The following is a 26981-nucleotide window of genomic DNA, read 5'->3' on the forward strand; positions in this document are numbered from 1 at the left end:
CTCGCGGATGATGTGAATCGACTCCGCCTCGAGCTGCTTGAGGTGGGTTTGACGTTGTGCGCTAACCAATCGATCTGCCATGGGGGAATCTCGCTGTCACGTGCTTCGTGAAGGCACGGCTCGGAATCGTAGAGCCGTCACCCTAGCGAGAGAGCGGTAATAACGTCAAAGAATGAAAGCTAATCTCAAAATCTGATTTAGTTATAAAGAAGCCGGACAGGACGCACCGCTCTGCACCGCGAGACGACCTGTATCCGGGTGACGCTACAGCTCGACGCGCTCGATCCAGGTCGACAGCAGCTCGCCCTCGAGATCGACTACGCGCAGCCCGGGGCGTGCGGCTTCGTCGACACTGAACTCGTGGCTGCCGGGGAGAAACTGATCGGAGGTGGCGGGACAGCCATAGACCGCTACCAGCCCCTGCCAGGCGGCAAAAGCCTGGTGAATGTGCCCGCACAGGATCGCCCTGACCTGGGGATAGGCGGCGAGGGTCTGCCAGAAGGCGTCGCGGTCCTCGAGCCCGATCGCATCCATCCATACCGAGCCGATGGCGATCGGCGGATGGTGCATCGCGATCAGGGTGGGCCGGTCATCGTCTTCGAGCTGCGCGGCAAGGTGCTGCAGCTGGGTCTGTCCGACCGCCCCACCGGGCTGCCCGCTGATCCGCGTGTCCAGCAGCAGGATGCGCCAGTGCTCGAGGTCGATCTCGTCCAGCGCCGGCTGCCACTCCTCCATCAGCTCGGGCTGATCATGGTTACCGGGAATCCAGAACCAGGGACACCCGAGCCGCGCAAAGGCTTCGCTGGCCAGACGATAGGTAGCGGAGGTCTCGTCCTGGGAGACGTCGCCGGTGACCAGCAGCACATCGGGGCGCAGCTGCGCCGCGCGGCGTACCACGGCCTGGAGCTGACGCAGCGGGAACCCCTTGCGCGAGGCCCCTTCGGGGTCGGCGAGCAGATGGCAATCGGTAATCTGAATCACGCGCATCAGGGGGTTTCCGGGATACCGGCCGCGTGACCATGGGCGAGACCATGCTGCAGCCATTCACCCAGAAAGCGATTGAGCTGGAGCTTCTCGTCGGGCTGGTGCATGCGCGGGTTGGGATAGCGATAGCGGCCCTGGAAGTGGCGCTGACGCTGAAAATCGGTGACCTCGGCCATATTGGCGTCGTGATAGAGGTGCACGGTCATCCGCGGCGAGTCGATGAAGCCATCCATGACCCCGGTCTGCGAGACCCGGGCGATCGTGGTGTAGGGTGCCTGCTCCAGCACTTCGAGCCACAGGGTACCGAAACGGGCGCGCTCGCCGGCCAGGGGCACTTCGCGAACCTCGCCCGCGGCCATGTCGGCCACCAGCCGGCACAGCCTCACGTAGTTGCTGCTGCACTCCGCCTGCAGTGCCTTGAGGTCGGTGACATAGGCGGTCTTGACCATATTTTTCTCCTGCGGTGGCATGGCGTCGACCGCGGTGAAGCCACTATGAACGAGCTCTCAGCCCGGCGCGCTCCCGCGCCAGCCAGTGAAAACCGATCAACGCCATGGCATTGTCCAAATGGCCCGCCATCAGCCTCTCCCAGGCATCCGGGAACGGCATGACGTGAACCAGAATATCTTCGTGCTCGGTGTCGAGCCCGTGCACGCCGCCCACCCCCGAGCTATCGATCAAACCACAGAACATCGTCACTTGCTCGGTGCAGGCACCTGGACTGGGATAATACCGGTGCAGCTCGATCAACTCATCAATCTCGCAACCGGCTTCTTCCTGGGCCTCACGGCGTGCCACCTCGGCCGGCGACTCGCCCGCCTCGACCAACCCTGCCACAGGCTCCAGTTTCCACGGTGAGCGCGCGTCGTCGAGCGCGCCCGCCCGAACCTGCTCTACCAGCACGACACGGTCGCGCGCCGGATCGTAGAGTAGTACGCCCACGGCATCGCGGCGAACATGGACCTCGCGATCTACGGTCTCGCTCCAGCCGCCATTGAAGAGACGATGGCGCAGACGGCGCTTCTCCAGCGCAAAGAAACCGTCATAGATCAGCTCGGTCTCCACCCGCTCCACATCATCGGCATCGAATCGGCCGGGCTCTCGGGGATGCTGCGCCATGCCTCTTGCTCCTGTCGTCGGTAGCCTCCCTCTATTGAGGCAGATAACCGGCTTTCCAACCACTGTCATCGGCGTGGATCGCCGTCATGACCGGGCTACCCCGGCCATGGGCTGCCACCCGCACGGGTTGCCAACGGCAGACAGCCCCCGGATAGCGCAAGAAGAGGACGCAGAGAGCAAGGGCAAGCAGGTGCCCTGAGAGAGGTGATGCCAATAACCGGGAAGCGTCGGCGTCAACGCCTCCCGTGGTGAGAGTGATCGCGAGAGATGATGCGAGAGCCTGGCAGGGACATGCGGTCTCGGCAGGCTCAGCCGTGCCGTGCCAGCCACTGGCGCACTTCCTGGCGCAGCGCCTCGTCCGAGGCACGCCCCTTGCGCGCCTGCCCCTTCACTGCCCGCTCGGCATACTGGCGGGCCTCGGCGTGCTGGCCCTGATCTTCCAGGTACTGCGCATAGTAGAAGTTGGTATCGATGCCGTCGGGACGAATCTCCACCGCGCGCTTCAACAGCTCCCCCGCCTTGTCGTCGTCGCCGAAGGCAATGGGCCAGCCCGGCGCGTGCTGATAGAGCGCCCCGAGGGTGACATAGGCCGAGCCGTTCTCGCCCTGGGGGTCGATCTGGATCGCCCGCTCCAGCGCCTTGCGCGCCTGCTTGGCCAGATCCAGCGCCCCCAGGCCGCCCTTGGCCTTGGCGTAGGAGGCCAGCACCACGCCCTGCGCCGTCAGCACGTGGGCATTGTCGGGATAGCGCTGGGCCAGCTTATCGGCCTCCTTGACCAGGCTCTCGAAGGCACGTTGCTGGGCATCCCCCTGCATCTCGTACTCGACGTTGCCCCAGCGCTGCATCAGCGGAAAGAGCTCGTTCTGCTGGGCTGCGGCGCTGCCGATCAGCCCCGCACTCAGGACTACTCCAGCGGTGATACCCATCATCGTCTTGGCAAAGCGTGGCATGAGTCGTCGCTCCGGTTGCGATCCTGAGAAAAATCTAACGAGCGTTTGAATACAGGGCCATTGGGTTTTAGTCGCATGCGGCTCCGCCGGGCCTTACGCGCGTGGTCGCGGCGCCGTTCGATGCGGTAATCTAGGAGGCCAGCCAATGTTCGCAAGACCCTTCAGAGACAACGCATGCAAGGACGCAACATGACCCGCTGGCGCGATCCCAAGAAGGACCCGCGCCAGGAGAAAAAGAGTAACCTGATCACGCCGCAGGGTTATGATCGATTGCAAGGCATCCACGACCACCTCTCACGGGTCAAGCGCCCCCAGCTATCGGCCAAGGTGGGCGAGGCCGCCGCGCTGGGCGACCGTAGCGAAAACGCCGACTACACCTATAACAAGAAAGAGCTCAATCGAGTCATCGCGCGCATCCGCTATCTGCGCAAGCGCCTCGACGAACTGCAGGTGGTCGATCGCTTGCCTGCGGACACCGGCAAGGTCTACTTCGGCGCTTTCGTCACCCTCGAGGACGACGACGGCGAGGAGCTCTCGATTCGTCTGGTCGGTCACGACGAAACCGACACCACCAAGCACTGGATCAGCATCGACGCCCCGCTTGCCCAGGCCACGCTGGGCAAGGCGCTGGACGACGACGTGGTGGTCGCCGCACCGGGCGGAGAGACGCACTACGTCATCACGGCGATCGACTACGCCCCTGGCTGAGTCGGGCTTCCACGAAAGCCGCGTTCAAAACGATTAGCAACGGCCGATAAAGCGCCCTGCAGGGGCGGCAGCGGCCAAGCCCGACACTCATGAGGAGCTTGCCATGTCAGCGCTCTCCGACCCTCATCAGACATCGGTGCTGTTCGCGCGTCAGCCGATCTTCGACGGCTCGCGGGAGATCGTCGCTTTCGAGCTGCTGTTCCGCCCCACCGACGGCGGCCCCATGCCGCTGCCCTTCGACGGCAATCGCGCCACCAGCACGGTACTGCTCAACGCCTTCACCCAGGGGGATCTCAACGCCGTGGGCCAGGGCAAGCATCTCTACGTCAATTTCACCGCCGACACCCTGGCTGGCGACATCCCCTTCGACAATACCCACCTGGTCGTGGAGATTCTCGAGGACACCCCCTGCACCGAGGCCGTGTGCCGGCGCCTGATCGAACTGCGCAAGGCGGGTTATACGCTGGCGCTGGACGACTTTACCGAGCACGACGCCACCCACCCCTTCCTGCCACTGGTCGATATCGTCAAACTGGAGTACCCGCACTACTCGAACAATGAACTCTACTGGGTGATCGGCCTGCTGCGCCGCCACCATCCGCATCTCAAGCTGCTGGCCGAAAAGCTCGAGACCGAAGCGGAGCTGGAGCAGTGTCTCGACGCCGGCTGCGACTACTTCCAGGGCTACTTCCTGGCGCGCCCGCAGATCGTCCACGGCAAGCCGGTCACCACCGCACGCCTGACCATCCTCAAGCTGATCACCGAACTCAACCAGCCCGAGGTCAGCACCCGCGACGTCGCCGCCACGATCGAACGTGACCCGGCACTCGGCGTGCGCCTGCTGCGCCTGGTCAATACCACCCTGTATCAGCGCGCAGGCCAGATCACCTCGCTGCACCAGGCGGTCACCCTGATCGGCACCCAGCGTATCCGCAGCCTGGCCACCCTGCTGGCGCTCAGCGAGCTGGACGACAAGCCCCACTCATTGCGCCAGTTGGCGCTGGCCCGGGCCAGCCTGTGCCGCGAGCTGACGCTCGACGACCCGCTGCTCTCCGAGCGCGCCTTCATCGTCGGCCTGTTCTCCTACCTGGAGGCGTTCTTCGACCGCCCGCTGAAGGATCTGGTCGCCATCCTGCCGCTGCACGCCTCGATCAATGCCGCCCTGCTGCAGCACGAGGGGCCGCTGGGCGCGCTGCTCGACACCGCGATCAAGCTGGAGCACGGCGACTGGAACGAGATCCCCTGGGGGCGCCTGCGCGAACTGGGCATCCAGCCCACCGACGTCAGCGCCGCCAACCAGCGCGCGCTGCACATCGTCGGCGAGCTAACGACTAGCGACGGCTTTTGACCGCGCGATAGACACGGTAGCGGCGGTTATCGGCGAGGGTCTCGAACTCGCCGAACGCCGCCGTCAGCCAATCGGGATAGGGCAGGAAGGCATTGACCACCAGCAGTAGCACCCCGCCGGCCTCGAGATGCGCCGGCGCCTCCTCGATCAGACGTGCCGCCGGGCCGTAGTCGACCGCCCGCTCCTGATGGAACGGCGGGTTGCTGACGATCAGCGCAAAACGCTCCGGTACCGCCTCGAACACATCGCTCTGACGCGTCTCTCCTTCCAACTGATTGAGCGCCAGCGTGCGCTGGGTCGCCGCCACCGCAAAGGCACTGACATCGGTGGCGGTCACCGCATGGCCCTGGCGCGCGAACCACGCCGCCAGAATGCCGTCGCCGCAACCGATATCCAGGGTCGGTCCGGAGGGTAGCTCGCCACGGGCATCGAGCGCTGCCAGCGTCTCCAGCAGCAGCCGGGTACCCTCGTCGAGCTTGCCATGGCCGAACACCCCGGGGTGTGTCGCCAGTGCCAGCCCGTGGGTCTCGAACTGCTCCCAGCCGGCCTCCGGGTCGGGCGTACCCTCCCCCGCCTCGGTCGCGAACAGGGTACAGCGACGGGCGTTGTCCAGCTTGCGGCAGGCGTGCGCCATGGCCGCGAGCACCTTGGGCACACGCTTGATCCCGCCCTGATGCTCACCGACGACCTGGATCGGGGTGCCGGCGGGCAGGGTCGCGCTCAGGGTGCGCAGCCACCACTCGCCCTGGGCATGGCTCTTGGGCCAGAAGAGCACTGCTCCGGGGGGCGCCAGAGGCGGCAGCGTCAGCCCCGCGTGGGCCTCGCGCCCCGCCGCACGCCATGCGTTCACCACGGCGAGATCGGCGCTCCACACCACGCCCTCGCCGCTCTCCAGCCAGCTATCCCGCGGCGGCGCCACCCACAGCCAGCCGCGGTAGTCCGCGTCCTGGCGCGCCAGCAGTTCACACGGGGGCGTTTGTGCCTTCATCGGTTCTCTCCTTGAAGATGCGCGTCTCGGGGGTGTTCGCCCCGCTCAGACGCAGCGGTCAGCCGGCGATCCTCGGCCGACCCCGCGGGGCGAATCAGATAGTGCAAATAGCGGCCCAGACGCCAGTGCGGCTCGGTCTCGCAGTAGCGGCGCTCCAGCGCGATCAGCTTGGCCAGGTCGGCCTCGCTGGGTTCGCGCTCGCGCAGGTAGTCATGGAAGATGCGTACTCCGGCGACACGCTCGATCTTGAGCCCGCTGGCCTCGCACCAGTTCACGATATCCGCATGGGTCAGCGGCGAGATCGGGGTCAACCGCTGGCGCTGGCCGGTACCGGACAGGCGATCCTCCAGGGCCTTGTCGAGATTGCCCTTGACCACATTGGAGAAGCGCAGCGCATCGCGGTTGAACACCATCAGCGACAGCCGCCCCTGCGGCGCCAGCAGTGCCGCAAGCTGGCGCAGCCCGGCTTCCGGGTCGGCCAGCCACTCCAGCACCGCATGACACACGACCAGCGGCCACGGCCCAGGGGCAAGCTCGCCGAGCGCCTGCAGCGGCGCCTGAAGAGCCTGCACCGGAATATCCGACGGGGTTTGCGCCAATGTCTCTTGAGCCCGGGCCAGCATCTCGGCGGAGGGCTCCGCCAGGGTGACCCGATGCCCCCGCGCGGCAAGCCAGGCGCTCATCTGGCCCAGGCCACCGCCCACGTCCAGCGCCGCCGAACCCTCCGCCGGCAGCGCCTGCTCCAGCAGCGGCGTCAGCACCGCCAGGCGGATACGTCCGCGCGCGGTGGCATACAGGCTGGAGGCGAACTTGTCGGCCAGACCATCGAAGATGCGGTCCTGGGCCACCGGCACATCATTACCATGAAGGCCACCGGCGCTATCGGAGAGATTGGACATGAGCAAGATCGGACATGAATGGGCGGGCTCTGCGGCAAGGAAAGCCGGGCATTGTAGCAATGCCCACCGTGGGCGTCCCGGCGCGGCGGTCATGAGGCTATTGCCAAGGCGTATTTCCCCACATCGACACGAGCTGGCAAGATAGCGCGCCTTCAATCCCCCCATGAATCCCACACATGGCGATACCTACCCCATGGTGAAGCAATATCTGAGCAAGATGAAAGGCGGCCCGGTCTCGCGCCCTGCCCCCAACTGGCGCGACGCGCTGTGGTCCTGGCTCGGCGCCTTTTTGGGCATGGCCGGCGTGGGCTGGCTCAGCACCCAGGCGACCCAGGCCCACCCACTGCTGATGGTCGGCTCGTTCGGCGCCACCTCGGTGCTGCTCTATGCCGCCCCGGAGAGCCCGCTGGCCCAGCCACGCAATGTGCTCGGCGGCAACGTGCTCTCGGCGCTCTGCGGCTTCGTCACCTGGTCGCTACTGGGGGACGGCTGGATCGCCGCCGCGGTCGCGGTCTCCACCGCCATCCTGCTGATGCAGCTCACCCACACCCTGCACCCGCCCGGCGGCGCCACTGCACTAATCGCGGTGATCGGCTCGGGCGAACTGCACCAGCTCGGCTGGATCTACGCCTTCTTCCCGGTCGGCCTCGGCTGCATCCTGATGCTCAGCGTGGCGGTGGTGATCAATAATCTGGCCCGGCACCGGCGCTATCCGCAGCACTGGTGGTAAGGCAGCCCAGACGTTCCCCAGACCGCAGATGACGAGCGCATCTGCGCATCTCTCTCAGGTATCCCACTCTTCTGCGGTGATGGCGTAGCGCTCGTGGTCTCGCCATTCGCCATCGATGCGCAGGTAGCGCGGCGAGAAGCCTTCATGGCGAAAGCCCAGGGATTGCACAAGACCGATCGATCGGCGGTTGGCGGGTTGAATATTGGCCTCCAGCCGATGCAGGCCGTGCCTATCGAAAGCGTGAGTGATCACCTCGCGCAGCGCCAGCTTCATCCATCCCCGGCCCTGGTGCGGCGCAAAGCCGTAATAGCCCAGATAGGCGGATTGAAGCGCACCGCGGACGATCTCATTCAGGTTGATACAGCCGATCAGGCTGCCATCGGGGGCAATGGCGAGGTAGCTCACGTGGGTCTCTGCCGCGTAGCGGGAGAGAAAATCGGCGTAGGCCTGTGGCGTCTCCGGCGGGAAGATCCAGCCATCCAGCAGTGGCTGGCTGTGCCGAACGGCGGCCAGAAAGGCCGACTGGTGCGCCTGCGTAGGGTGAACGAGTGTCAGCGTCATCGGGTCGAGCCTTTTCGAGATCCAGCCTGCCCCTGCGAGCATTACCGAGCCGGTTAGAGGTTTGCGGGGCTGAAACGAAAATACCCGGCCCAAGGGGCCGGGTTCAAACGCAGGCCCAATCGGGCACCCGCACAGGATAGCGAATTTGACCGCCCGCCATAGGACCAGTTTTCTAAGACTATCTGGTCCAACTTTGTAAGAGATCTCGCACAAGGTGAAGGTTGGTGGGCTATCTCCGTTCGATCAGCGCCTTTTCCGAGCGGCACCAGAGTGCGTCATGGCAGGGGCGAGCAGTCTGGGAAGGCAGGGCCTCGTCACGCTGTCCCGTGCGATAAGCACGAAAAATCGAGGGAGAGGCCCAAGAATTCGCACTGCCGCTGGCCCGATAGGATTCCATAACGACAGTTAAGCATCTGTTTTAGCTTGGAATTACCGAAGCTCTACGATCCAGATATACCAGGCGATATACCTCCTAGCTCCAAAAGCTGACCGTATGGTTGTCCATCGCAGGAACACTTAGCCACGGCTCCCAACCGCCAAGCAAGCTCGCCTAAGGCCACTGGGTGCCTCAAAATAATCGCCGATGGGCTTTTCAATCACTGCCAGGGGTATCGATCCATGCCAATTCAGGTGAGAGAAGCGAGAGAGACAGACATCGGGGAGATCTTCGCCATTCGCACAAGCGTGGCGGAGAACCATCTTTCGCTCGAGCAGCTCGCCGAAATGGGCATCACGCCGGAGACCATTGCCGCCATGCTCGCCCAGGGCCCTTGTCTCTGGGTTGCGGAGATTGATCGAGTACCCGTCGGCTTTTCGATGGTACGCAATGAGACCGCATGCGTGTTTGGGCTTTTCGTCCGCGCCGACCATGAAGGGCAAGGGGTGGGCCGCAGTCTTCTCGAACGCGCCGAGCGCCACCTCTTCGCCACCTTCGACGAGATCTGGCTGGAAACCGAGATCGGCAGCCGCGCCTACGCGTTCTACGAGCGCGCCGGCTGGCTCCCGTTTGAAAAGCGGGATCGCGGCTTGATGAAGTTCGTCAAAACCCGCCCGGTCACGAGTAATCCATAAGAGAATCTCGCGCCGAGTATCCGCGAGGATCAGCGCGCTATGTGCCCCTTCCAATGGGCCTTGGGCCACCATGGGCCGGCGCCAGGAGCGCTCGGCAATGGCTTTCAAGGCGGGCTCAAGACGTGGAACCGGATTCGCGCCCACCACCCCACTCTTCTGTGATGATGGCGTAGCGCTCGTGGTCGCGCCATTCGCCATCGATGCGCAGATAGCGCGGCGAGAAGCCTTCATGGCGAAAGCCCAGGGATTGCACCAGACCGATCGAGCGGCGGTTGGCGGGTTGGATATTGGCCTCCAGCCGATGCAGGCCATGCCTATCGAAGGCGCGGGTGATCACCTCGCCCAGCGCCTGCTTCATCCATCCCCGGCCTTGGTGCGGCGCAAAGCCGTAATAGCCCAGATAGGCGGATTGCAACGCACCGCGGACGATCTCATTCAGATTGACGCAGCCGATCAGGCTGCCATCGGGGGCAATGGCGAGGTAGCTCACGTGGGTTTCCGCCGCGTAGCGGGAGAGAAAGTCGGCGTAGGCTTGCGGCGTTGCCGGTGGGAAGACCCAGCCACCCAACAGCGGCTGGCTGTGCCGAACGGCGGCCAGAAAGGCCGACTGGCGCGCCCCTGCGTAGGGTGAACGAGTGTCAGCGTCATTAGACTCGGGCCTTTTCGAGATCCAGCCTGCCCCTGCGAGCGTTACCGAGCCGGCCAGGGGTTTGCGGGGCTGAAACGAAAATACCCGGCCCAAAGGGCCGGGTTCAAACGCAGGCCCAATCGGGCACCCACACAGGATAGCGAATTTGACCGCCCGCCATAGGACCAGTTTTCTAAGACTATTTGGTCCAACTTTGTAAGAGATCTCGCACAAGGCAATGGTCGATGACTACCCCAAGCCACCTGACGCCGCTTTCCGCGCGGGATCTGCGCGCTCGATGACGCTGTGGGAGCCGGTCAGGGGCGAGCAGTACAGGTAAACAGGTGCAACGCCGATAGCTCAGCAGCGGCAGAACCACGTTACGTTGTGCTGTGCGATAAGCACGGAAATCGAGGGAGAGGCCCCCGATAGGATTAAAAAAGTCCTAACAAATCACTGTTTATAAAGAATTTTCAATATCCATATCAGGACCCTTTATACCACTGGGCATACCAAAACACCCACCTAGAATGCCAAAATGGATAGCCCTCCTGTGCTGATGCTACAGCACCATGCTCCATGAGTACCGACTTAAGCGCTGTTCGCGTTTGCATCTATCGCTCGTTTAACCGTAAAAAAAGTTGGTTTCCCCGCGTGAAATATATCCAGCAGATTAAAATAGGAAGGTTTCGCGGCGGTCTTCTGCCAACAGCTATTTAGATAGCTTTTAAAACTAGCTGCCCTGCGATACCGATCAGCAATTGCTAGAGATCCAATGTTCTCAACGAGCAAATCCCTAACAGACTCATCAAAAATCGGCGTATCGAAAACCATAGCATCGAGATAGGTAAATGTTCCGGCCCATCGATTGACGTGATAAGCACCTACGCTAGTTATACGAAACGCGTCAGGCATTTCACCAATTAAGGCACCATTAACATCTTCTTCAAATGTTATCCTCTGAGATGTTTCGATTAGCTTTTTATTCGTACACCTCCGCAAGGCCTTTGAGACTTGCTCAGAATTAAAAGCCAAATCTTGCATCTCATCGAATACAAACCTGGATTGAACAAAGCCATCGTTGTCTCTATGCGGTCCAGACTGCATTAAATAGGAGAGCAAAAACGCAATTAGAAAATGACCATGGGAGCCAGGGTAATCAAGATCATATATATTTAGCGCATCTGAAGTATCAGGATTGTAGTGAGAATAGTCTCCAAGCACAGCAGACTTTGTGAATTCGTGAAGAGGAATTAAGTAAGACCCCTCATCTTGCATAATGCGTATTATTTTGTCGGCGTCAACATTGGGACTACCAATAAAGCTAGTCACAAAGGCTATGGCAGCTCGAATATTACCCCCGGTAATATTCGTCAAAAACTCATTGAGCTCAGCACTCCTTTCAAGAGAAGTTAACAAAGCCCTAATAAAAACCGCCAAATTACCAGCATTTACTCTCACGCTATCTAAAGTTTCAATTGGTATCGAGCCTTCAGCCATTTCTAAAGCAAAAGTCAAACGCTTAGTAATAACCTCGTCTATTCTAGGAGGAGATATTGTAAACACTTTATGCGGATAAGCCGACAAAGCCCCTGAACGTTTAGATTTAAAAAACGTCTGGGGCCTAACAGAGATAAATACTGTCGAGCTCCACTCCTTGGCCAGCTCTTGGGAAATTATAAAGGCATCTTGCTGTACCTCATAAGTACGTTGATCTGCATTATCTATAGCTATAATTATCTGCCGCTTTGATGATTTAGAATAAGCGGATATGCTTTTTTTAAGGTGCTTGTCACGCTGCTTTATATGCCCCTCTAACATCTCAAAAAGCTTCGTCTCATACAGCGCGGTATCGCTATCTTTTTTCTGCCCCCACATAGTACCGTTGAAACGATTTATTTCAGAAGCGTATACGCCTTTAACGAACCCAAAATCTTCAACATTGACGCCATACTTAGAGTATAGTTGGTCTTCAATCTCACTAAGCACGAACGATTTTAAATCGCTAGTCAACGATGCGTTAGTGCCAAGATCTATATATACATATATAGCGTTTTTAAACTCCTCGTACGCGCTATTATAAATCAAACTTTTGACAAAGGATGTTTTTCCAACACCTACATCACCTATCAGTACAATAGGCCTTTTCGCAGATGACTCAGTCAAAATATCGGGGGTGAAATTGTCTTTTTTCTTGCCTTTAACGGGGGCCACATATGGTGCCGACTCTTTTTTATCAAACAGTGAAGCGTAACGAGATTCTAGAATCTGCTTACTTAATAGCGCGTACTTCGACAGAGCCCCGCTGGTACAATAACATTCATTGTAAAAACGTTCTTCCTGCTCGGGGCTTTCTACAGCATCTTGCAAAAAAAGCTCTGAGAGCTGCCGCAGAGTAGCTTGAACCTCACTTGCATACCTTATAGTCGGATAACCGTTCAATCTAGAAGACAGTTTGTTCGGGATACCTACTGGACCATCTGACAAGTAACTGAAAATATTTCTTTCTTTTACACCCTCTGATGAAATCATTTTCCAAGCTAGCGGAAAATTATCAAGCATCGCATCGAGGCTATAGAACACCAATGCCTTACCTTCGAAAATTGATACTCCGTCTTGTCGAGAGGCCAAGAATGCCACGTACTGCTCACCATTACTGACTATACAGACAGGCACGCCTCTACTACTGCAATAAGCCCTCGCCTGCTCAGCTGCATCACTGAAGTTACTACTGGCTTTCATTAGTGACTTGAGATCACTCCTATAAATTTTTTTAGCCCCGGCAGGCAACTCAAAAACACTGTCTATTCTTTTAGCTTCCAGTATTGCAAGACGAGGCTTACCCAATTCATAGTCCGTAAACTTTCCACCTTCGGCATGTTCAACTTCAACTTCTGACTCACGGTCCCATCCTAGGCAGTCAAACAATACCCTATCGATCACATGGAACCGTGTCTGGGCTTCATTTAAACCTTGAGCCCCTTCACGTGACTGAATCAGTTGCCTGAGATTTTCTTCACCCTGAGAAAGAGAAATCATAGAGACCCCCTAATTTAATACTTGATTATTAGAAATGCTATGCTATATCCCGACAACCTTTTCAACCATCGATTTAAAAATTTTACTTTCCTGCAGGCGCATCACAATTAGGAAAAAGCGCATCAAGCATTTAATATGCACAGTGGAAATGAATCCATAGATACAACAGATCTATTCCCTGAGGCATCAGCGGCTATCCTTCCTGTCTGCACACTGGAACACATAACATGATCCAAACCTGTTAAGGAATCCCCCTAATCACTCATCGACCGGCCTAATGTCGCGGTAGAGGAGGCATGTAGATCCCTCTACCAGCTGGAGTGAGAGAGAAAAACTGCATAAGCCCGCCGAACTTTTCCGTCTCTTCCCCTCATCCGCGACAGTAGTGACAAGACCTGAGGCCATCTCGGCACTGGCGAGGTTCAGCGCCCTATGCACGGTGCATCAAAACCGACCCATTTAGCGCGCAGGCGGGGCGGGGAGTCGAAAGCGCGCCGGCGCCGCAGATGGCCCCCCCCCCCGCGATTCGCCCCCCCAAGTAGCGATCATCGCCGTTCCCTCAGTTGCACACGGTAACACTTAGCACGTTTCTGTCTTAATTAGAAACACCCTAAGCCCCTGTCATTTGGTCGCATGTCGCAATCGAGTATGTCCTTCCCGAAATTGGTTTAGGGAAAATGTTGCAGATATTTAGATAAATTCTTGGCTCTACCCGAGGCTCATATCAGCACCAGTAGTGGCGCATCGTATGGTTTGTCGGAGGCTGCGTAATTGCTGCCTCCTTTAGCGCACGGGCCGGGCGGGGTTCTGATCGTGCGTAGCAGGATGAGATTGGCGCGGGGAGTGGTAGACGCTGGCCGAGGATAGAGATCGGCCATCAGCGCGGCTCAGGCTCGCCCAGGGAGCGCGCAGCGAAGCTAGCGCGCCCCGCTCCTATCGCGGGCTGGGCATGGTGAGAGAACTATCAATACGGATGAGGCGATGCTTACAGACTCAACAGTCTGGCCGCTATCTGCTTGGCTCTCTCGACCGGTTCTAGATTGGCCTCGCGTAGTACGCCCATGACGGCGCCATCGATCAGTAGCTGAAAATCGCGGGCGAGTTCTTCGCTCGGTGAGTGGCCGGCTTGCCGGAGCTGGCGGGCGATGATCTCTATCTGAGCCAGCTTGTGCGCTCTGGCGATGCGGTGGGTCTCGCTGCCCCGGTCGGCGGCTTCGACCATGGCGTTGATAAAGGCACAGCCCCGAAAGTCGGCTTGCCCGTAGCATTCGGCGACGACATCGAACACATCCAGAGGCGCACCATCACTGCCGGCAAGAGCTGCCTCCAAAGCGGCCAGGGTCCTCTCATTGCGGTGGCGTAGTACGGCGTGCACCAGAGATTCCTTGCTGTCGAAGTGACGGTAGAACGATGCACGCCCCACGCCTGAGGTATCGATCAATTCGCTGATGCCGACCGCCTGGATGCCGCGTTGATAGAAGAGCGCTTCCGCCGTCGCTATCAGTCGTTCACGCGCCTGTATAGGCATGGCTGCCCCCTCCTGCCGTTATTGACACGGGATGGTAATGATCAGTACCGTTCTACGCAAACGGTACTGATCGGTTCCGACCAAAGATGGCGGCATGCTGCGCTCGTTGCCGTCATGAGAGACCGCACTCGGAGATGAAAGGCCCATGTCGCCACTCATCACGCTCGCCATGACGGCAATGCTGTTGTTCGGCTCTCCGGGGCCGGGCCCCATGACCATCGTGGCGACATCCGCCACCTTTGGGGTGCGCAAGACGCTCTCGCTCTACGTGGGCATTCTGACCGGGCTGGCGATATCGATGGTAGCTGCGGCCCTGGGCCTGGCGGCGCTACTGGCAGCCTGGCCAAGTGCAAAGCTGACACTACAGATCGTGGGCGGGCTCTATGTGCTCTACCTCGCCTACCGCATCGCGACCACGCCACTCGACACCCACACAGCCGAAGGCGCCCGCCTGACGATGCGCGATGGTGTCTTGCTCAACGTGCTCAACCCGAAGTCCTACGCGGTGTTACTGGTGATCTACTCGCAGTTTCTGCTACCGATCTCACCAGCGGCCATCGCTTATGTGGCCACCATGGGGGTTTGCCTGGCGGTTGCCGTGTTCACCAATATCTTCTGGATGTGCGTCGGCGGCGCCATCCGGCCCCTCGTGCAGCGCCCTCTCTTCTCCAGGCTGCTACGCCTCACCTTCGCCCTGCTGATGATCGGGGCTGTCTCCTGGGCCTTCATACAGAGTTGAGCCCTCTTTATGTTCCGAGAGAGCCATGGCCAAGCCCACACACTGCGTATGCCGGATCGAGCAGGGACCAACGGGTAACAAAGAAGCGGAACAGCGAGGGCTAGAACTTATCGTAAAGCGATGATTTTTCGAGAACGGCAGACGCTTCTCTGAACATCGAGGCAGGTTACTTGGTGCCCCCGATAGGATTCGAACCTATGACCTGCCCCTTAGGAGGGGGCCGCTCTATCCAGCTGAGCTACGGGGGCGTGGTGGCGAGACGGCGTGGCGCCGCTGTTTCCAAGCGCCGCACAGTATAAGCGCCGGATTCTCCGAGATAAACCCGTTGTGGGCCGTACCGCTGCCGACTTGGGCTGTGCGGCGCACAGGCCGGCGCTCAGCGAGTGCCCAGCAGGCCGCGCCAGCGCGCCGGGGAGATGCCATAGGTCCGCCCGAAGGCACGGGTCATATGGCTCTGGTCAGCGAACCCGGCGGCATGCGCCGCCTCGGCCAGGCCAATGCCCGCGGCGATCTGGCGGCGGGCGAGCGCCAGGCGGCGCTGGGTCAGATAGCGATAGGGGCTGGTGCCGAAGAGCGCGCGAAAATCCCGCGACAGCGTCCAGCGCGGCTGGCCGGCGAGGGCTTCCAGTTCCTCCAGCGAGGCGCCATCTGCCAGCGCCGCGTCGAGCCGCTCTCGCACCCGCTGCGCGGCCACATAGTCGGGCACGCGCTTTGGCGAGCCGCGGCGGGCATCACCATTGGCGGCGAGGGCATCGGCCAGCTCGGCGATGCCGTCGCTCTCCTCCAGTGGGTCGAGCGCACCGTCGAGGGTAGCCAGCAGTGTCTGCACCGCAGAGGCAAGCCGTGGCTCGCGGCAGAGCCCGCCTGCCACGAACGGCAGCGGCTGCCCGCCCAATGCGCTCTGGATCAGCGCCGGCTCGATATAGAGCATACGGTAGTGAAAACCACGCGCGTCGCCGGCATGGCCGTCGTGGGGTTCGTCCGGGTGCAGCACCAGCACCGTGCCGGGCAGGCTATGGCGATAGCCACGGCGGTAGTGAAAGCTCTGCACGCCATTCAGGGTCAGGCCGATGGCGAAGCTGTCGTGCCGGTGCATGTCGTAGGCATGCCCCTGGAAGTGTGCTTCGATCCGCTCCAGCCGCGATGGCGGCGATGCGATCAGCCAGTCACTCTTCATCACCCCCTTCGCCTCTGCCATGTCATCTCCTCAGCGCAGTACTGCCCAGACATCGCTATACCAGACATAGTCACGCAGCATCAGGATCGCCACGACCACCAGCAGCAGTGCCATCAGCCGATGGCACAGGCGGAACACCTCGGCCCGGGCGATACGCTGGCCGATCAGATGGCCGGCCATGGCGTAGAGCGCAGGCGCCCCGCCACCGCCCAGTGCGATGGCCGCCGAACACGCCAGCAGCTCGCCACCGGCGATGCCCCGCCCCGGGAACATCACCGTGGCAATGGGGATCACTACCAGCGAGTTCTTGGGGTTGAGCAGTTGCATCAGAAAGCCATCGCGAAACACCAGCCGGGCGGCGGGCGCTGCCTGCGCATCGAGCGACACCGGCGCGCGGAACACCTTGAACGCCAGATAGAGAATGTAGGCGCTACCGGCGAAGGCGATATAGGGCAGCATCCGCTGGACCACGAATAGCTGCCCGGCGAAACCGATCACCACGAACCAGACGAACATCGCCAGGGCCACACCGAGGAAGAACCCCAGACTCTCCCGCGGCGGGCGCGTGAGCCCGGCATTGAGCCCCAGCAGGTTGACCGGCCCCGGGGTGTACATGACGGTAAAGGCGTACAGCACGATCTCCATGATTGACTCGCTACCTCTCGGTTCCGTTCACATGAACGCAGCGCCAGTGTGCAGGCGCCCGAGAGGGCGGTATTGAACGATCGTGCAGTAGTCTCTTTTTGGGGTGCCCTCAGCTGCCGTCGCCGGAGATCAGCAGGCGCAGCGCCTCGCGGTTCTCGATCATGTCCGCCAGTACGTAGCCATCCAGCACCTGCATGAACGCCTGCTGGGCGGACCACAGCACATGCTTGAGCCGGCAGGCGGGGTCGATCGGGCAGGTCGAGTTGGGCCCGAAGCACTCCAGCAGTTCGAGGTTCTCGGTCTGCCGAATCAGCGCGCCGATGTTGATCTCCTCGGCCGGACGATTGAGGCGCAGGCCCCCGCCCCGCCCGCGCAGGCTGGAGACATAGCCCAGCTGCACCAGGGTCTGCGAGACCTTGGCCAGATGGTGCCCGGAGATACCGTAGTGGCCCGCCGCCGATTGCACGGTCGCGGGCATGTCATCGCCTCGGATCGCCAGGTAGATCAGCAGCCGCAGCGCATAGTCGGTGTGCGTGGTGAGTTTCATGATCGCTTGACAGTCATAAAGTGGTAAATGATACTCCAATTTAAATTGGTATATTACATACCAATTAAGAAACACTGGCGCCAGCCGCCAGCCCTACCCGCCACCGGGGAGTCACCATGCTCAGTCCAGACCAGATCGCCACCGTCAAGCAGACCATTCCCGTGCTCGAGGCTCATGGGGAGACATTGACCCGCCATTTTTACACTCGCATGTTCGCGCACAATCCCGAAGTGAAGCCCTACTTCAATCCCGCGCATCAACGCGAGGGCGCGCAGCAACGGGCCCTGGCGGGGGCGATCCTGGCCTACGCACGCCATATCGACGATACGGCCGCGCTGGCGCCAGCGGTGGAGGTGATCGCGCACAAGCATGCCTCGCTGACCATTCGCCCGGAGCACTACCCCATCGTGGGTGAGAATCTGATCGCCTCGATCCAGGAGGTTCTGGGCGATGCCGCCACACCGGAGATCATCGACGCCTGGGAGGCAGCTTACGCCCAACTGGCAACGGTGTTCATCGGCCGCGAGCGTGAACTCTACACTCAGCAGCGCGACACTCAGGGCTGGGCTGGCTTTCGGCCTTTCACCATCGTACGCCGCCAGGCGGAGAGCGAGAACATCGTCTCCCTCTATCTGGCCCCTAGCGACGGCCGCACGCTGCCGGCCCATGCTGCCGGTCAGTACGTGACGCTGCGGATGACGGATGCGGCGGGCAACCAGCCCATGCGCCAGTACAGCCTCTCCAATGCCCCCGGCAGCGAGACCTACCGCCTCAGCATCAAGCACGAGACGGGTAACGCCGAGCAGCCGGCAGGTCAGGTATCGCCACTGCTACATACCACGCTCGCCGAGGAGGATCAGGTCGAGCTCACACCGCCCTATGGCACCTTCGGGCTGGCGCTGCCGGAAGACCCGGCCCGGCCGGTGGTGCTGATCGGCGGCGGCGTGGGTATCACCCCGTTGATCTCGATGGCGCACGCCGCGCTGGCCGCGTCACCAGAGCGACGCGTGGTGATGATCCAGCTTGCCCGGCATGCCGGTGTACGTGCCTTCGGTGAAGAGCTGGCGGCGCTGACCCGGGCACACGCGAACTTCTCACTGCATCTCTGTTACGACGAACCGCGCGCCGATACACCCGCCGACTCGGTGGCCGGAATCAAGCATGGCCTGCTGGAAGCGGCAGATCTCGCCGCCTGGGTCGGTGACTCGGCGGCCAGCTACCATGTTTGCGGCCCGCTACCGATGATGCGCGCGCTGGACCGGCTGCTGGCCGAACAGGGCGTGAGCGCGAAGAACCGCCACTACGAGTGCTTCGGCCCAAGCCAGGTACTGGCGAGCTAATCCCGCCCCTTTACGGCAAAGGACGGCATGTACGGTTAAGGGCGAGGTAAAAGAGAAGGGCTGGGTAAAAGAGAAAGGCCGGGGAAAAGAGAAGGACTCCGTGAAGGTGGACGACTCAGCGACATAGGTGACCCGTGAATCAACGACAGGCTACGACACTCGCGCTATTTGAGACGCTGACACTGCCGCTACTCCAGGCCCCCATGGCCGGCATGGCGACCCCCGAGCTGGCGGCGGCGGTATCCAATGCCGGTACGCTTGGCGGACTGGGCCTGGGTTCCTCGACCCCGGCGGCGGCTCGGGCGGCGATCCTCCGCACCCAGGCGCTCACCGCGCGCCCCTTCCAGGTCAACCTGTTCTGCCACGCACCGGCGGCACGCGATAACGGGGTCGAATCGCGCTGGATCGAGCGCGCCCGGCCGCTGTTCGAGACCTTCGGCAGCTCGCCGCCGTCAGCGCTGGAAGAGATCTACCACCCTTTTCAGTTGGATCCAGCGATGCTGGAGGTGCTGCTGGAAACCCGCCCCGCCATGGTCAGTTTCCACTTCGGGCTACCATCGGCGGCGCAGATCGACTCGCTGCGCCGTGCCGGTTGCCTGCTGCTGGCCACCGCGACATCTCTGGACGAGGCGCGTCGGATCGCCGCCAGCGGGCTCGATGCGATCATCGCCCAAGGGTGGTCGGCGGGTGGACACCGCGGCATCTTCGACCCCGACGCCGGGGATGAACGCCTATCCACCGAAGTGCTCACGCGCCGACTGGTCGCGGAATCCACGCTACCGATCATCGCCGCGGGCGGCTTGATGGATGGCGCGGACATCGCCCGGGCACTCTCCTGGGGGGCCAGCGCGGCACAGCTGGGCACCGCCTTTATCGGCTGCCCGGAGAGCGCCGCCGACCCGGCCCACCGCGGGCGCCTGGCGGCGGGTGGTAAAACCGTGATGACCCGTGCGATTTCCGGGCGCCCAGCTCGCTGCCTGGAGAACGGCTTTACTGCCTGGGCACGTGACGCCCGCCCGGAAGAGATCCCCGCCTACCCCTGTGCCTATGATCTGGGCAAGGCGCTGGATGCCGCCGCCAAGGCCAGCGGAGATTACACCTATGGCGCCCAGTGGGCGGGCGCCGAGGCCGCCCGGGCAAGAGCGTTACCCGCGGCGACACTGATCGAGGAGATTGCCGGAGAGTGGCGCCAGGCCAACGGCAGCTAGGCTTTTCCAGCTCTGCACAAATTGTACTCCTAATTATACTTGTACAAGTTTTGGGAGTGTGCCACTCTGACATTGCGCCGCAAGGATTGCGGCCTCTGGAATCAGCATCGGATGCTGGAACCGCCTGGCAAGGATTGCCACCTTTAAGTACCGCCGGTCAGGAAGACCGACGGCTGGATGCCGAGGAAGGCCCCCAATGAAACACGACATTGCCTGTCACCGCTGTGGTCATACCCAAGGCCACTCCAACGACACCGCCCAGGACTGGGACGAGATCACCTGTGTCGGCTGCGGCGATTTCATCGCCACACGCGATCACAACGCCACCTTCGGTTCGCGCAACCATCGCCTGCATACACTGAGCCTCTCCGTCGAGACGCTGGTGCGTATGGCCCGCGAGAAGCCGGGCGATGCCAGCTTCATCGGCATTACCGGAGCGGCGGCGTGAACCCTGTACGTCTCGATGTCAGGTGTTGGGTCTGCGGTCATGATCGTTTCGATGTCTCGCTGGCACCCGAGCGGGCAGTCTGCGAGCGCTGCAACGCCCATCGCCGGCTGGGGCGCTCGCGCCCCGCTGCCACCATTGGGGCACATGGCGCCTCTGACGCACACCCTCTCTCTGGCGGGCGGCGCACTGCCCGCCATGCAGGTGCCACGCGCTGAGCGTGCATGGCCTCTATCCCCCTGCGCAGCGCAGTAGTAGTGGTGGCAGCTCGCCCCCGGTATCGCGACCTGCGCGGGTATCGACCGGTATTTTCACGCCTCAGCGCAAATATCGTTTGACACTTCAGGCCCAAAGCCGCACCCTGAGGCAGGTAGGTAGCAAGTCGCATATTGTCAGTCGCAGTCGAGTCAATCGGTAGCCTGGTTATATCCCCTTGTTTTGCCCACTAATTCGGGTATTACCCGGCAACTTTTGAGCGCAAGCTCACGTATTGAGGAATTCGACACATGGCAACTGGCACCGTTAAGTGGTTCAACGACTCCAAGGGCTTTGGCTTCATCACTCCGTCTGAAGGCGGCGACGACCTGTTCGCGCACTTCTCTGAAATCCAAGCGAGCGGCTTCAAGTCGCTGCAGGAAGGCCAGGAAGTCTCCTTCGACGTGACTCAAGGCAAAAAAGGTCTGCAGGCTTCCAACATCAAGCCGCTCTGATCTCGCTAGCCCTGCGCTACGGCGCAAGATAGCACCGACGAAGCCCGCATCTGCGGGCTTCGTTGCGTTTGGGCGGTATATTGCCATCCGCCCACTCTCCCGCTCGAACCTCGCCCTTCCCCGACCCCGACCCCGACCCCGATCAATACACGCGGTAGTCTCAGGCGTCATCCCATACCCTCTCTTCTGATATCACCCGCTCGCACGATCCCCCGCTTCAGTCGAGGCGACGAATCCACTGACGTACCCGCCAGCGCTGCAGCCGGCTGGCATAGCGCTTGGTATCGATGGATACCGGCACCAGCACACAGGTGTCCTCTTCGTCTTTCTGCACCATACGAAAGCGACGAGCCGCACCGATAGGATGATCCTCGCTGCCGTAGATCGCCACCACCCGCACATCGAGATGGTGCAGCGTGGCACCATTGCTGGTCTGCCCCTGGGCGAAGTCGAGGTCATGGTTGCGGCAGATCTGCTGAATGATCGCGCGAAAGGTGCCGATATGGCTGAAGCTGCCGGAGAGCATCGGTCCCTGGCTGGAGAGCTGCTGGCTGTCCGACTCCACTTCGCGCAGAGAGTCGACCTCTTCGTCGATCAGATCCTTGGTCAACCACCCTTCGCTGGTGTGCAGGGAAACGATCACGTGCTCGAGAAAGATCGGCTCGGAACTCATGTTGCTGATCAAGCAGCGCGCCCCGAGACCGTTGCCATGGCCTCGATTGATGATGAGCCTGGGCCGTCGAGTGCGCGCGAAATTGCGGTAAAGAATCTGCGCATAAAAGACCCAGACGAACAGCGTGAACAAGCTGCTCACGGCGGTGATTGCCCGGCTGTTCTGTGCGAACCACTCCATGGATCGGCACCTCCTGAATGAAAGAGCCGCCACTCTAGAGCCTGGGCATCGAGCCCTACGATAACCTATGTGGTCCTTTGGCAAGCGCTGCCCCCGGCACTGCCAGTGACATTTCGTGCCCGCCCGCCACGGCGCTATACTCGTCAGCCCTGTCACTCCCCAGCGACGCGTAGCGCCATGCATTTCGATCTCGCCGATCTCCGTATCTTCGTTCACGTCGCCGAGGCCCGCAGCCTCACCGCCGGCGCCAGCCGCGCGCACCTCTCCACCGCCGCGGTCAGCGGGCGAATCAAGACTCTCGAGCAGCAGCTCGATAGCCGCCTGTTCTATCGCAGCGCCCAGGGCGTGGAGCTGACCCCCGCCGGGGAGCGGCTGCTACGCCATGCACGCCTGATTCTGCGCCAGGTGGAGCGGGTCAAGAGCGACTTCTCCGCCTACGCCGATGGCGCCAGCGGGCATCTGCGCATCTTCGCCAACACCACCGCGGTGATCGAATTCATGCCCGAAGTGCTGGCCGAGTTTCTCGCCACCCGGCCCGGCGTGACCGTCGATCTGCAGGAACGCATGACCAGCGATATCATTCGCGGCGTGCTCGATGGCACCGCCGACATGGGGGTTCTCGGCATCATGGTGGGTATGGAGGTGCCGCCGCGATTGCGCTCGCTGCCCTTCAGCCGCGACCGGCTGGTCCTGGCCACGCCGTGGGAGCACCCGCTGGCGACCCGCGAGTCGGTGACCTTCGAGGATGCCCTCGATTTCCCCCATGTCGGGCTCCACGAAGGCAGCACGCTGTTTCACTTCCTGCAGGTGAAGGCGCTAGAACTCGGCCTGCCGCTGCCGGTGCGTATTCAGGTGTTCGGCTTCGAATCGGCCTGCCGCATGATCGAGGCCGGGGTCGGCGTGGGGATCATTCCCGAGTCCTGCGCTCTGCGCTATCAGGCCAGCATGAAGCTGCAGGTGCGCCATCTCGGCGACGCCTGGGCTTACCGCGAGCGCACCCTGCTGATCCGTGACGAAGGCGTGCTGCCTGGCTGCGCCCAGGAGCTGCTGGACACCATCCTGAGCGGTGAGATGGGGCCGCTCGGCGCCCCGCCAGCGCCGCTCTCCTGAGACCTTATTACGGGGCCGCCTCCCGGCGCTTTAGCCTGACATCACCTCCGACATCGCCACGCTTTCGGCAGCGATCCCCGCTCCTGACGCCACTCTGCCTCGCGACACCGCAGTGGCATGCCTGAGTGCGCCCCGCGGGATGACATCAGCCTGTCATCGGCATGCAAAGATCGCGCATTAGCGTGAATGACAGGTGAATCGAGCACCCCATCGCTAATGGCCCACAACCAGCGCCGCACCTGCCTTGCAAAGATGCCGTGCTCTGCCCTGCCGTGAAAGAACACAGATCGCACAATCTGACCCAGAGTTGTACTTAAAAAAATTCTTGTACAGCTTTACGGGTTATGCCAAATTCAGGGGGCAACATACGGACAGGACGTCCGCAATGTCAGCGCGGCAAGCCGCACTGTCTCGACCGGCAAGGAAGCCGACCCCCTGGACACCGGAAGTCCACTCTCAGCGCCAAGGAGGGAAGTCATGAAATACCAGATCTCATGCACCCGCTGTGGAAGTCAGCACGCCATCGCCCCGGATACCGCCCACGACTGGGACGAAATCACCTGCACCGATTGCGGTGAGTTCATCGATACCTGCGGCCACTACGCCGATACCCACGGTGTCTCCTACCCCATGCACGCGCTCAATCTGTCACGCGGGTTGATCCTGCAGATGGCACGTTCCAGCCGCGCGCTCAACGATGTCCCGGCGGCGCTGCGCTCGGCATGAGTCGAGTACATCTCGAACAGCCGTGTCTGATCTGCGGCTTTCGCGAGTTCTACGTCGCCTCGGGGCCGGGCGAGGCGCGCAAGCTGCGCTGCGCCCAGTGCACGGCGCATCGCTACGAGTCGCGCCGTGCCGATAACGCGGTGGCCGCACTGAGCGAGAGTAGACCGGTCGCGGTGTGAGCCGATGATCCGGGCACACCGCCGCCCAGCCTTCACTGGCGCTCTTCGTTCGTCCTTTTGTCCAAGCCCTTTGGCCGCCTCCCCCGTCTCGGCGGCCTTTTTTATGCTCGCTACTCTCTTCACTTTCTCGCTGCACCCTCTCCACTTTCTCGCTATCCCCTCTCCACTTTCTCACTACCTTCTCGCTGCTCTTTTGGCCCGGGTGCCTGGTTTCCAGACATTAAAAAACCCCGCCGAAGCGGGGTTTGTCGAGTACCACCTGGCGACGCCAGCCTTCAACCCAAGCGCTGGCGATAGTCCTCGTAACCAAAGGTCCTGACCGTGCGTACCTCGCGGCTCTCGGCGTCGACCCGACAAATCGACGGCAGACGAATGCCGTTGAAGGTGGTGGTCTTGACCATGGTGTAGTGGGCCATGTCGGTGAACACCAGCCGGTCACCGATGGCGAGCGGCGCGTCGAACGCGTAGTCGCCGATCACATCGCCGGCCAGGCAGGTCGTCCCACCCAGGCGATAGGTGTAGGCCTTCGCGCCCGGCTCGGCCGCGCCGAGAATCTCGGGGCGATATGGCATCTCCAGCACGTCGGGCATGTGCGCGGTCGCAGAGGTATCCAGAATCGCGATGGGGCCGTCGTTGTCGACGATATCCAGCACCGTGGCGACCAGGAAGCCGGTATTCAGCGCGATCGCCTCGCCCGGCTCCAGATAGACCTCGAGATGCGGATGGCGCGCGCGAAACTCGCGAATCACCCGAACCAGCCGCGCGAAGTCGTAGTCGGCACGGGTGATGTGGTGCCCGCCGCCGAAGTTGACCCAGCGCAGCCCACCGAGATACTCACCGAACCGGGTCTCGAACGCCGCCAGGGTCGCCTCCAGCGCATCGCTGTTCTGCTGGCACAGGGTGTGGAAGTGCAGCCCTTCCAGCCCCTCGAGATCGCCCGGACGCAGCTCGGATGCCCGCGTACCGAGACGCGAGCCCGGCGCGCAGGGGTCGTAGAGCGCGACCTCACCGGTGGAGTGCTCCGGGTTGACCCGCAGCCCGCAGGAGACCGGCCGCGCCGCCGCCGCGACGGTGTCGCGGAAGTGGAGCCACTGGCCGGGGGAGTTGAAGCTGAGGTGGTCGGCGTAGCGCAGCACCACCTCCATCTCCGGCGCGGTGAAAGCGGGCGAGTAGACGTGCACCTCGCCGCCGAAGGTCTCCGCGCCGAGACGCGCCTCGTCCTGCCCGCTGGCGGTGGTCCCCACCAGATAGCGGCTCACCAGCGGGAAGGTATCCCACATGGCGAAGCCCTTGAGCGCCAGCAGCACCTTGGCACCGCTCTCGGCCTGGACCCGCGCCAGCAGCTCCAGATTCCGCGTGAGACGCGCGTCGTCGACCACGTAGGCCGGCGACGGGCAGGCGTGGATATCGAAGCCGCAGATCTCCGCCGGCGTCGCGTGCGTGGGATCACTCATCGAATCAGCCATCGCCCCGGACTCAGGCCAGCGGGTCGGCGTCAGGATCGAGCTCGACCATCTGCCACGGCAGGCCCATCTCACCGATGCGCTCCATGAACGGATTGGGGTCGAGCTGCTCGACGTTGAACACCCCATCACCCTTCCAGATGCCCTCGAGCATCAGCATGGCGCCGGTCACCGCCGGCACGCCGGTGGTGTAGGAGATTGCCTGGGACTGAACTTCGGCGTAGCACTTCTCGTGGTCGCAGATGTTGTAGATGTACACCTTGCGCCGCTTGCCATCCTTGATGCCGTCGAGGATGACGCCGATATTGGTCTTGCCCTTGGTGCGCGGGCCGAGCGAAGCCGGGTCCGGCAGCACGCGCTTCAGGAACTGCAGCGGCGAAACCTGGGCGCCGTCGACCTCGATCGGCTCGATGCTGGTCATGCCGACGTTCTCGAGCACCTTCAGATGCGTGATGTACTTCTCGGAGAAGGTCATCCAGAAGCGGATGCGCTCCAGCCCCTTGATGTTCTGGGAGAGCGATTCCAGCTCTTCGTGATAGAGCAGGTAGAGATCCTTCTCACCGATGCCGTCGAAGTCGAAGGTGCGCTTCTCGGCCAGCGGCGCGGTCTCGATCCACTCACCCTTCTCCCAGTAGCGACCATTCGCGGTGATCTCGCGAATGTTGATCTCCGGGTTGAAGTTGGTGGCGAACGGATAGCCGTGGTCGCCGCCGTTGGCATCCAGGATGTCGATGCGGTGGATCTCGTCGAACAGGTTCTTCTGGCCGTAGGCGCAGTAGATGTTGGTCATGCCGGGGTCGAAGCCGCAGCCCAGCGTGGCCATGTTGCCGGCCTTCTGGTAGCGCTCCTGGAACGCCCACTGCTCCTTGTACTCGAACTTGGCTTCGTCCGGATGTTCGTAGTTGGCGGTATCCAGATAAGGCACGCCGGTGCGCAGGCACGCCTCCATGATGGTCAGATCCTGATACGGCAACGCCACGTGAATCAGGACGTCCGGCTTGAACGACTCGATCAACGCCACGATCGCTTCCACGTCGTCGGCGTCGACCTGGGCGGTCTGGATGGAACGCGGCAACTGCTCGGCGATTGCCTTGCACTTCGCTTCATTGCGGCTGGCGAGGCAGATTTCCGTGAACACCTCGGGATGCTGCGCGCACTTGTGCGTAACGACACCGCCGACGCCACCGGCGCCAATAATCAGGACTTTGCTCATGAGTTCGATTCCAGATCGGGAAAAGTCAACAGTGGAAGGTCTTATCGGTAGTGGGCAACTCATCTGTCGTGCA

Annotated in this window: 28 protein-coding genes and 1 tRNA gene; 12 read left to right on the top strand and 17 right to left on the bottom strand. The window is 61.6% G+C overall.

Features of this window, described 5'->3' with window-relative positions; all coding sequences use genetic code 11:
- Positions 1-264 precede the first annotated feature (264 nt).
- From DOM67_RS19345 to DOM67_RS19360, 4 genes are all read right to left on the bottom strand, one after another.
- Positions 265-987 carry a phosphodiesterase gene (locus DOM67_RS19345; protein ID WP_110678896.1) on the bottom strand — a complete coding sequence of 241 codons (723 nt, stop codon included), beginning with the start codon at positions 985-987 and terminating at the stop codon, positions 265-267.
- On the bottom strand, positions 987-1433 hold the full coding sequence (locus DOM67_RS19350) for a DUF1249 domain-containing protein (protein WP_110678898.1): 447 nt from the start codon (positions 1431-1433) through the stop codon (positions 987-989). Before DOM67_RS19350 ends, DOM67_RS19345 begins: the two co-directional genes overlap by 1 nt.
- A 43-nt stretch (positions 1434-1476) precedes the next feature.
- Entirely contained in the window at positions 1477-2103 is a 627-nt protein-coding gene (locus DOM67_RS19355) for an NUDIX domain-containing protein (RefSeq protein WP_110678900.1), read from the bottom strand.
- Positions 2104-2411: 308 nt separating this feature from the next.
- Positions 2412-3053: a hypothetical protein gene (locus DOM67_RS19360; RefSeq protein WP_110678902.1), complete on the bottom strand. Its 642-nt coding sequence runs from the start codon at positions 3051-3053 to the stop codon at positions 2412-2414.
- Between the two features lie 174 nt (positions 3054-3227).
- Between DOM67_RS19360 and greB the strand changes: the two genes are divergently transcribed.
- Together greB and DOM67_RS19370 are read left to right on the top strand one after the other, a co-directional pair.
- Positions 3228-3761 carry a transcription elongation factor GreB gene (greB, locus tag DOM67_RS19365; protein ID WP_110678904.1) on the top strand — a complete coding sequence of 178 codons (534 nt, stop codon included), beginning with the start codon at positions 3228-3230 and terminating at the stop codon, positions 3759-3761.
- Between the two features lie 103 nt (positions 3762-3864).
- Positions 3865-5109, top strand: a complete 1245-nt coding sequence (locus DOM67_RS19370; RefSeq protein ID WP_110678906.1) for an HDOD domain-containing protein — start codon at positions 3865-3867, stop codon at positions 5107-5109.
- Here DOM67_RS19370 and DOM67_RS19375 read toward each other — a convergent pair.
- Together DOM67_RS19375 and DOM67_RS19380 are read right to left on the bottom strand one after the other, a co-directional pair.
- Positions 5093-6097 carry a methyltransferase gene (locus DOM67_RS19375; RefSeq protein WP_110678908.1) on the bottom strand — a complete coding sequence of 335 codons (1005 nt, stop codon included), beginning with the start codon at positions 6095-6097 and terminating at the stop codon, positions 5093-5095. The two genes, DOM67_RS19370 and DOM67_RS19375, sit on opposite strands and share 17 nt — an antisense overlap.
- Positions 6094-6996 carry a methyltransferase domain-containing protein gene (locus DOM67_RS19380; RefSeq protein ID WP_110678910.1) on the bottom strand — a complete coding sequence of 301 codons (903 nt, stop codon included), beginning with the start codon at positions 6994-6996 and terminating at the stop codon, positions 6094-6096. Before DOM67_RS19380 ends, DOM67_RS19375 begins: the two co-directional genes overlap by 4 nt.
- A 163-nt stretch (positions 6997-7159) precedes the next feature.
- Here DOM67_RS19380 and DOM67_RS19385 point away from each other — a divergent pair, with 163 nt between their 5' ends.
- Positions 7160-7726, top strand: coding sequence for an HPP family protein (locus DOM67_RS19385; RefSeq protein ID WP_348627311.1), 567 nt, complete (start codon positions 7160-7162; stop codon positions 7724-7726).
- A 54-nt stretch (positions 7727-7780) separates the two neighbouring features.
- On the opposite strand, the gene DOM67_RS19390 is transcribed toward DOM67_RS19385, so the two are convergent.
- Positions 7781-8287 carry a GNAT family protein gene (locus tag DOM67_RS19390; protein ID WP_110678912.1) on the bottom strand — a complete coding sequence of 169 codons (507 nt, stop codon included), beginning with the start codon at positions 8285-8287 and terminating at the stop codon, positions 7781-7783.
- Between the two features lie 618 nt (positions 8288-8905).
- Here DOM67_RS19390 and DOM67_RS19395 point away from each other — a divergent pair.
- Entirely contained in the window at positions 8906-9358 is a 453-nt protein-coding gene (locus tag DOM67_RS19395; RefSeq protein WP_110678914.1) for a GNAT family N-acetyltransferase, read from the top strand.
- Between the two features lie 115 nt (positions 9359-9473).
- On the opposite strand, the gene DOM67_RS20250 is transcribed toward DOM67_RS19395, so the two are convergent.
- The 3 genes from DOM67_RS20250 to DOM67_RS19410 all read right to left on the bottom strand — a co-directional run bounded on the left by DOM67_RS20250 (position 9474) and on the right by DOM67_RS19410 (position 14553).
- On the bottom strand, positions 9474-10220 hold the full coding sequence (locus DOM67_RS20250; protein ID WP_348627312.1) for a GNAT family protein: 747 nt from the start codon (positions 10218-10220) through the stop codon (positions 9474-9476).
- Between the two features lie 357 nt (positions 10221-10577).
- The gene (locus tag DOM67_RS19405) at positions 10578-13025 is read right to left on the bottom strand and encodes a P-loop NTPase fold protein (protein ID WP_110678916.1); all 2448 of its coding nucleotides are present in this window, start codon (positions 13023-13025) and stop codon (positions 10578-10580) included.
- 985 nt (positions 13026-14010) lie between these two features.
- Complete coding sequence (locus tag DOM67_RS19410) at positions 14011-14553, bottom strand: TetR/AcrR family transcriptional regulator (protein ID WP_110678918.1); 543 nt, start codon at positions 14551-14553, stop codon at positions 14011-14013.
- A gap of 145 nt (positions 14554-14698) precedes the next feature.
- On the opposite strand from DOM67_RS19410, the gene DOM67_RS19415 reads away from it, so the two are divergent.
- On the top strand, positions 14699-15292 hold the full coding sequence (locus tag DOM67_RS19415; RefSeq protein ID WP_110678920.1) for a LysE family translocator: 594 nt from the start codon (positions 14699-14701) through the stop codon (positions 15290-15292).
- Between the two features lie 171 nt (positions 15293-15463).
- On the opposite strand, the gene DOM67_RS19420 is transcribed toward DOM67_RS19415, so the two are convergent.
- The 4 genes from DOM67_RS19420 to DOM67_RS19435 form a co-directional block, all read right to left on the bottom strand.
- Positions 15464-15540: transfer RNA gene (locus DOM67_RS19420), tRNA-Arg, on the bottom strand.
- Positions 15541-15668: 128 nt separating this feature from the next.
- Complete coding sequence (locus DOM67_RS19425) at positions 15669-16490, bottom strand: AraC family transcriptional regulator (protein ID WP_110678922.1); 822 nt, start codon at positions 16488-16490, stop codon at positions 15669-15671.
- A gap of 9 nt (positions 16491-16499) precedes the next feature.
- Positions 16500-17114, bottom strand: coding sequence for a LysE family transporter (locus DOM67_RS19430; protein WP_110678924.1), 615 nt, complete (start codon positions 17112-17114; stop codon positions 16500-16502).
- 109 nt (positions 17115-17223) lie between these two features.
- Positions 17224-17661, bottom strand: coding sequence for an Rrf2 family transcriptional regulator (locus tag DOM67_RS19435; RefSeq protein ID WP_110678926.1), 438 nt, complete (start codon positions 17659-17661; stop codon positions 17224-17226).
- Positions 17662-17777: 116 nt separating this feature from the next.
- Here DOM67_RS19435 and hmpA point away from each other — a divergent pair, with 116 nt between their 5' ends.
- The 4 genes from hmpA to DOM67_RS19455 all read left to right on the top strand — a co-directional run bounded on the left by hmpA (position 17778) and on the right by DOM67_RS19455 (position 21364).
- Entirely contained in the window at positions 17778-19001 is a 1224-nt protein-coding gene (gene hmpA, locus DOM67_RS19440; RefSeq protein WP_110678928.1) for an NO-inducible flavohemoprotein, read from the top strand.
- A 134-nt stretch (positions 19002-19135) separates the two neighbouring features.
- Positions 19136-20209: a nitronate monooxygenase gene (locus DOM67_RS19445; protein ID WP_232825324.1), complete on the top strand. Its 1074-nt coding sequence runs from the start codon at positions 19136-19138 to the stop codon at positions 20207-20209.
- Positions 20210-20405: 196 nt separating this feature from the next.
- On the top strand, positions 20406-20657 hold the full coding sequence (locus DOM67_RS19450; RefSeq protein WP_110678932.1) for a hypothetical protein: 252 nt from the start codon (positions 20406-20408) through the stop codon (positions 20655-20657).
- A 503-nt stretch (positions 20658-21160) separates the two neighbouring features.
- The gene (locus tag DOM67_RS19455) at positions 21161-21364 is read left to right on the top strand and encodes a cold-shock protein (protein ID WP_035475974.1); all 204 of its coding nucleotides are present in this window, start codon (positions 21161-21163) and stop codon (positions 21362-21364) included.
- A 217-nt stretch (positions 21365-21581) separates the two neighbouring features.
- Here DOM67_RS19455 and DOM67_RS19460 read toward each other — a convergent pair whose 3' ends face one another.
- Positions 21582-22217: a hypothetical protein gene (locus tag DOM67_RS19460; RefSeq protein WP_110678934.1), complete on the bottom strand. Its 636-nt coding sequence runs from the start codon at positions 22215-22217 to the stop codon at positions 21582-21584.
- Positions 22218-22394: 177 nt separating this feature from the next.
- Here DOM67_RS19460 and DOM67_RS19465 point away from each other — a divergent pair, with 177 nt between their 5' ends.
- From DOM67_RS19465 to DOM67_RS19475, 3 genes are all read left to right on the top strand, one after another.
- Positions 22395-23327 carry a LysR family transcriptional regulator gene (locus tag DOM67_RS19465; protein WP_110678936.1) on the top strand — a complete coding sequence of 311 codons (933 nt, stop codon included), beginning with the start codon at positions 22395-22397 and terminating at the stop codon, positions 23325-23327.
- A 477-nt stretch (positions 23328-23804) separates the two neighbouring features.
- Positions 23805-24053 (top strand): hypothetical protein, encoded by a 249-nt coding sequence (locus DOM67_RS19470; RefSeq protein WP_110678937.1) that lies wholly within the window; start codon positions 23805-23807, stop codon positions 24051-24053.
- Entirely contained in the window at positions 24050-24232 is a 183-nt protein-coding gene (locus tag DOM67_RS19475; protein WP_110678939.1) for a hypothetical protein, read from the top strand. The genes DOM67_RS19470 and DOM67_RS19475 overlap by 4 nt, the downstream gene beginning before the upstream one ends.
- 275 nt (positions 24233-24507) lie before the next feature.
- Here the strand turns inward: DOM67_RS19475 and nspC are convergent, their stop codons facing one another.
- Positions 24508-25686 carry a carboxynorspermidine decarboxylase gene (nspC, locus tag DOM67_RS19480; protein WP_110678992.1) on the bottom strand — a complete coding sequence of 393 codons (1179 nt, stop codon included), beginning with the start codon at positions 25684-25686 and terminating at the stop codon, positions 24508-24510.
- Positions 25687-25708: 22 nt separating this feature from the next.
- Positions 25709-26908: a saccharopine dehydrogenase family protein gene (locus DOM67_RS19485; protein WP_110678941.1), complete on the bottom strand. Its 1200-nt coding sequence runs from the start codon at positions 26906-26908 to the stop codon at positions 25709-25711.
- Between the last annotated feature and the right edge of the window lie 73 nt (positions 26909-26981).

The sequence above is a fragment of the Salinicola sp. RZ23 genome (genome assembly GCF_003206675.1).
Lineage (GTDB): Bacteria > Pseudomonadota > Gammaproteobacteria > Pseudomonadales > Halomonadaceae > Salinicola > Salinicola endophyticus.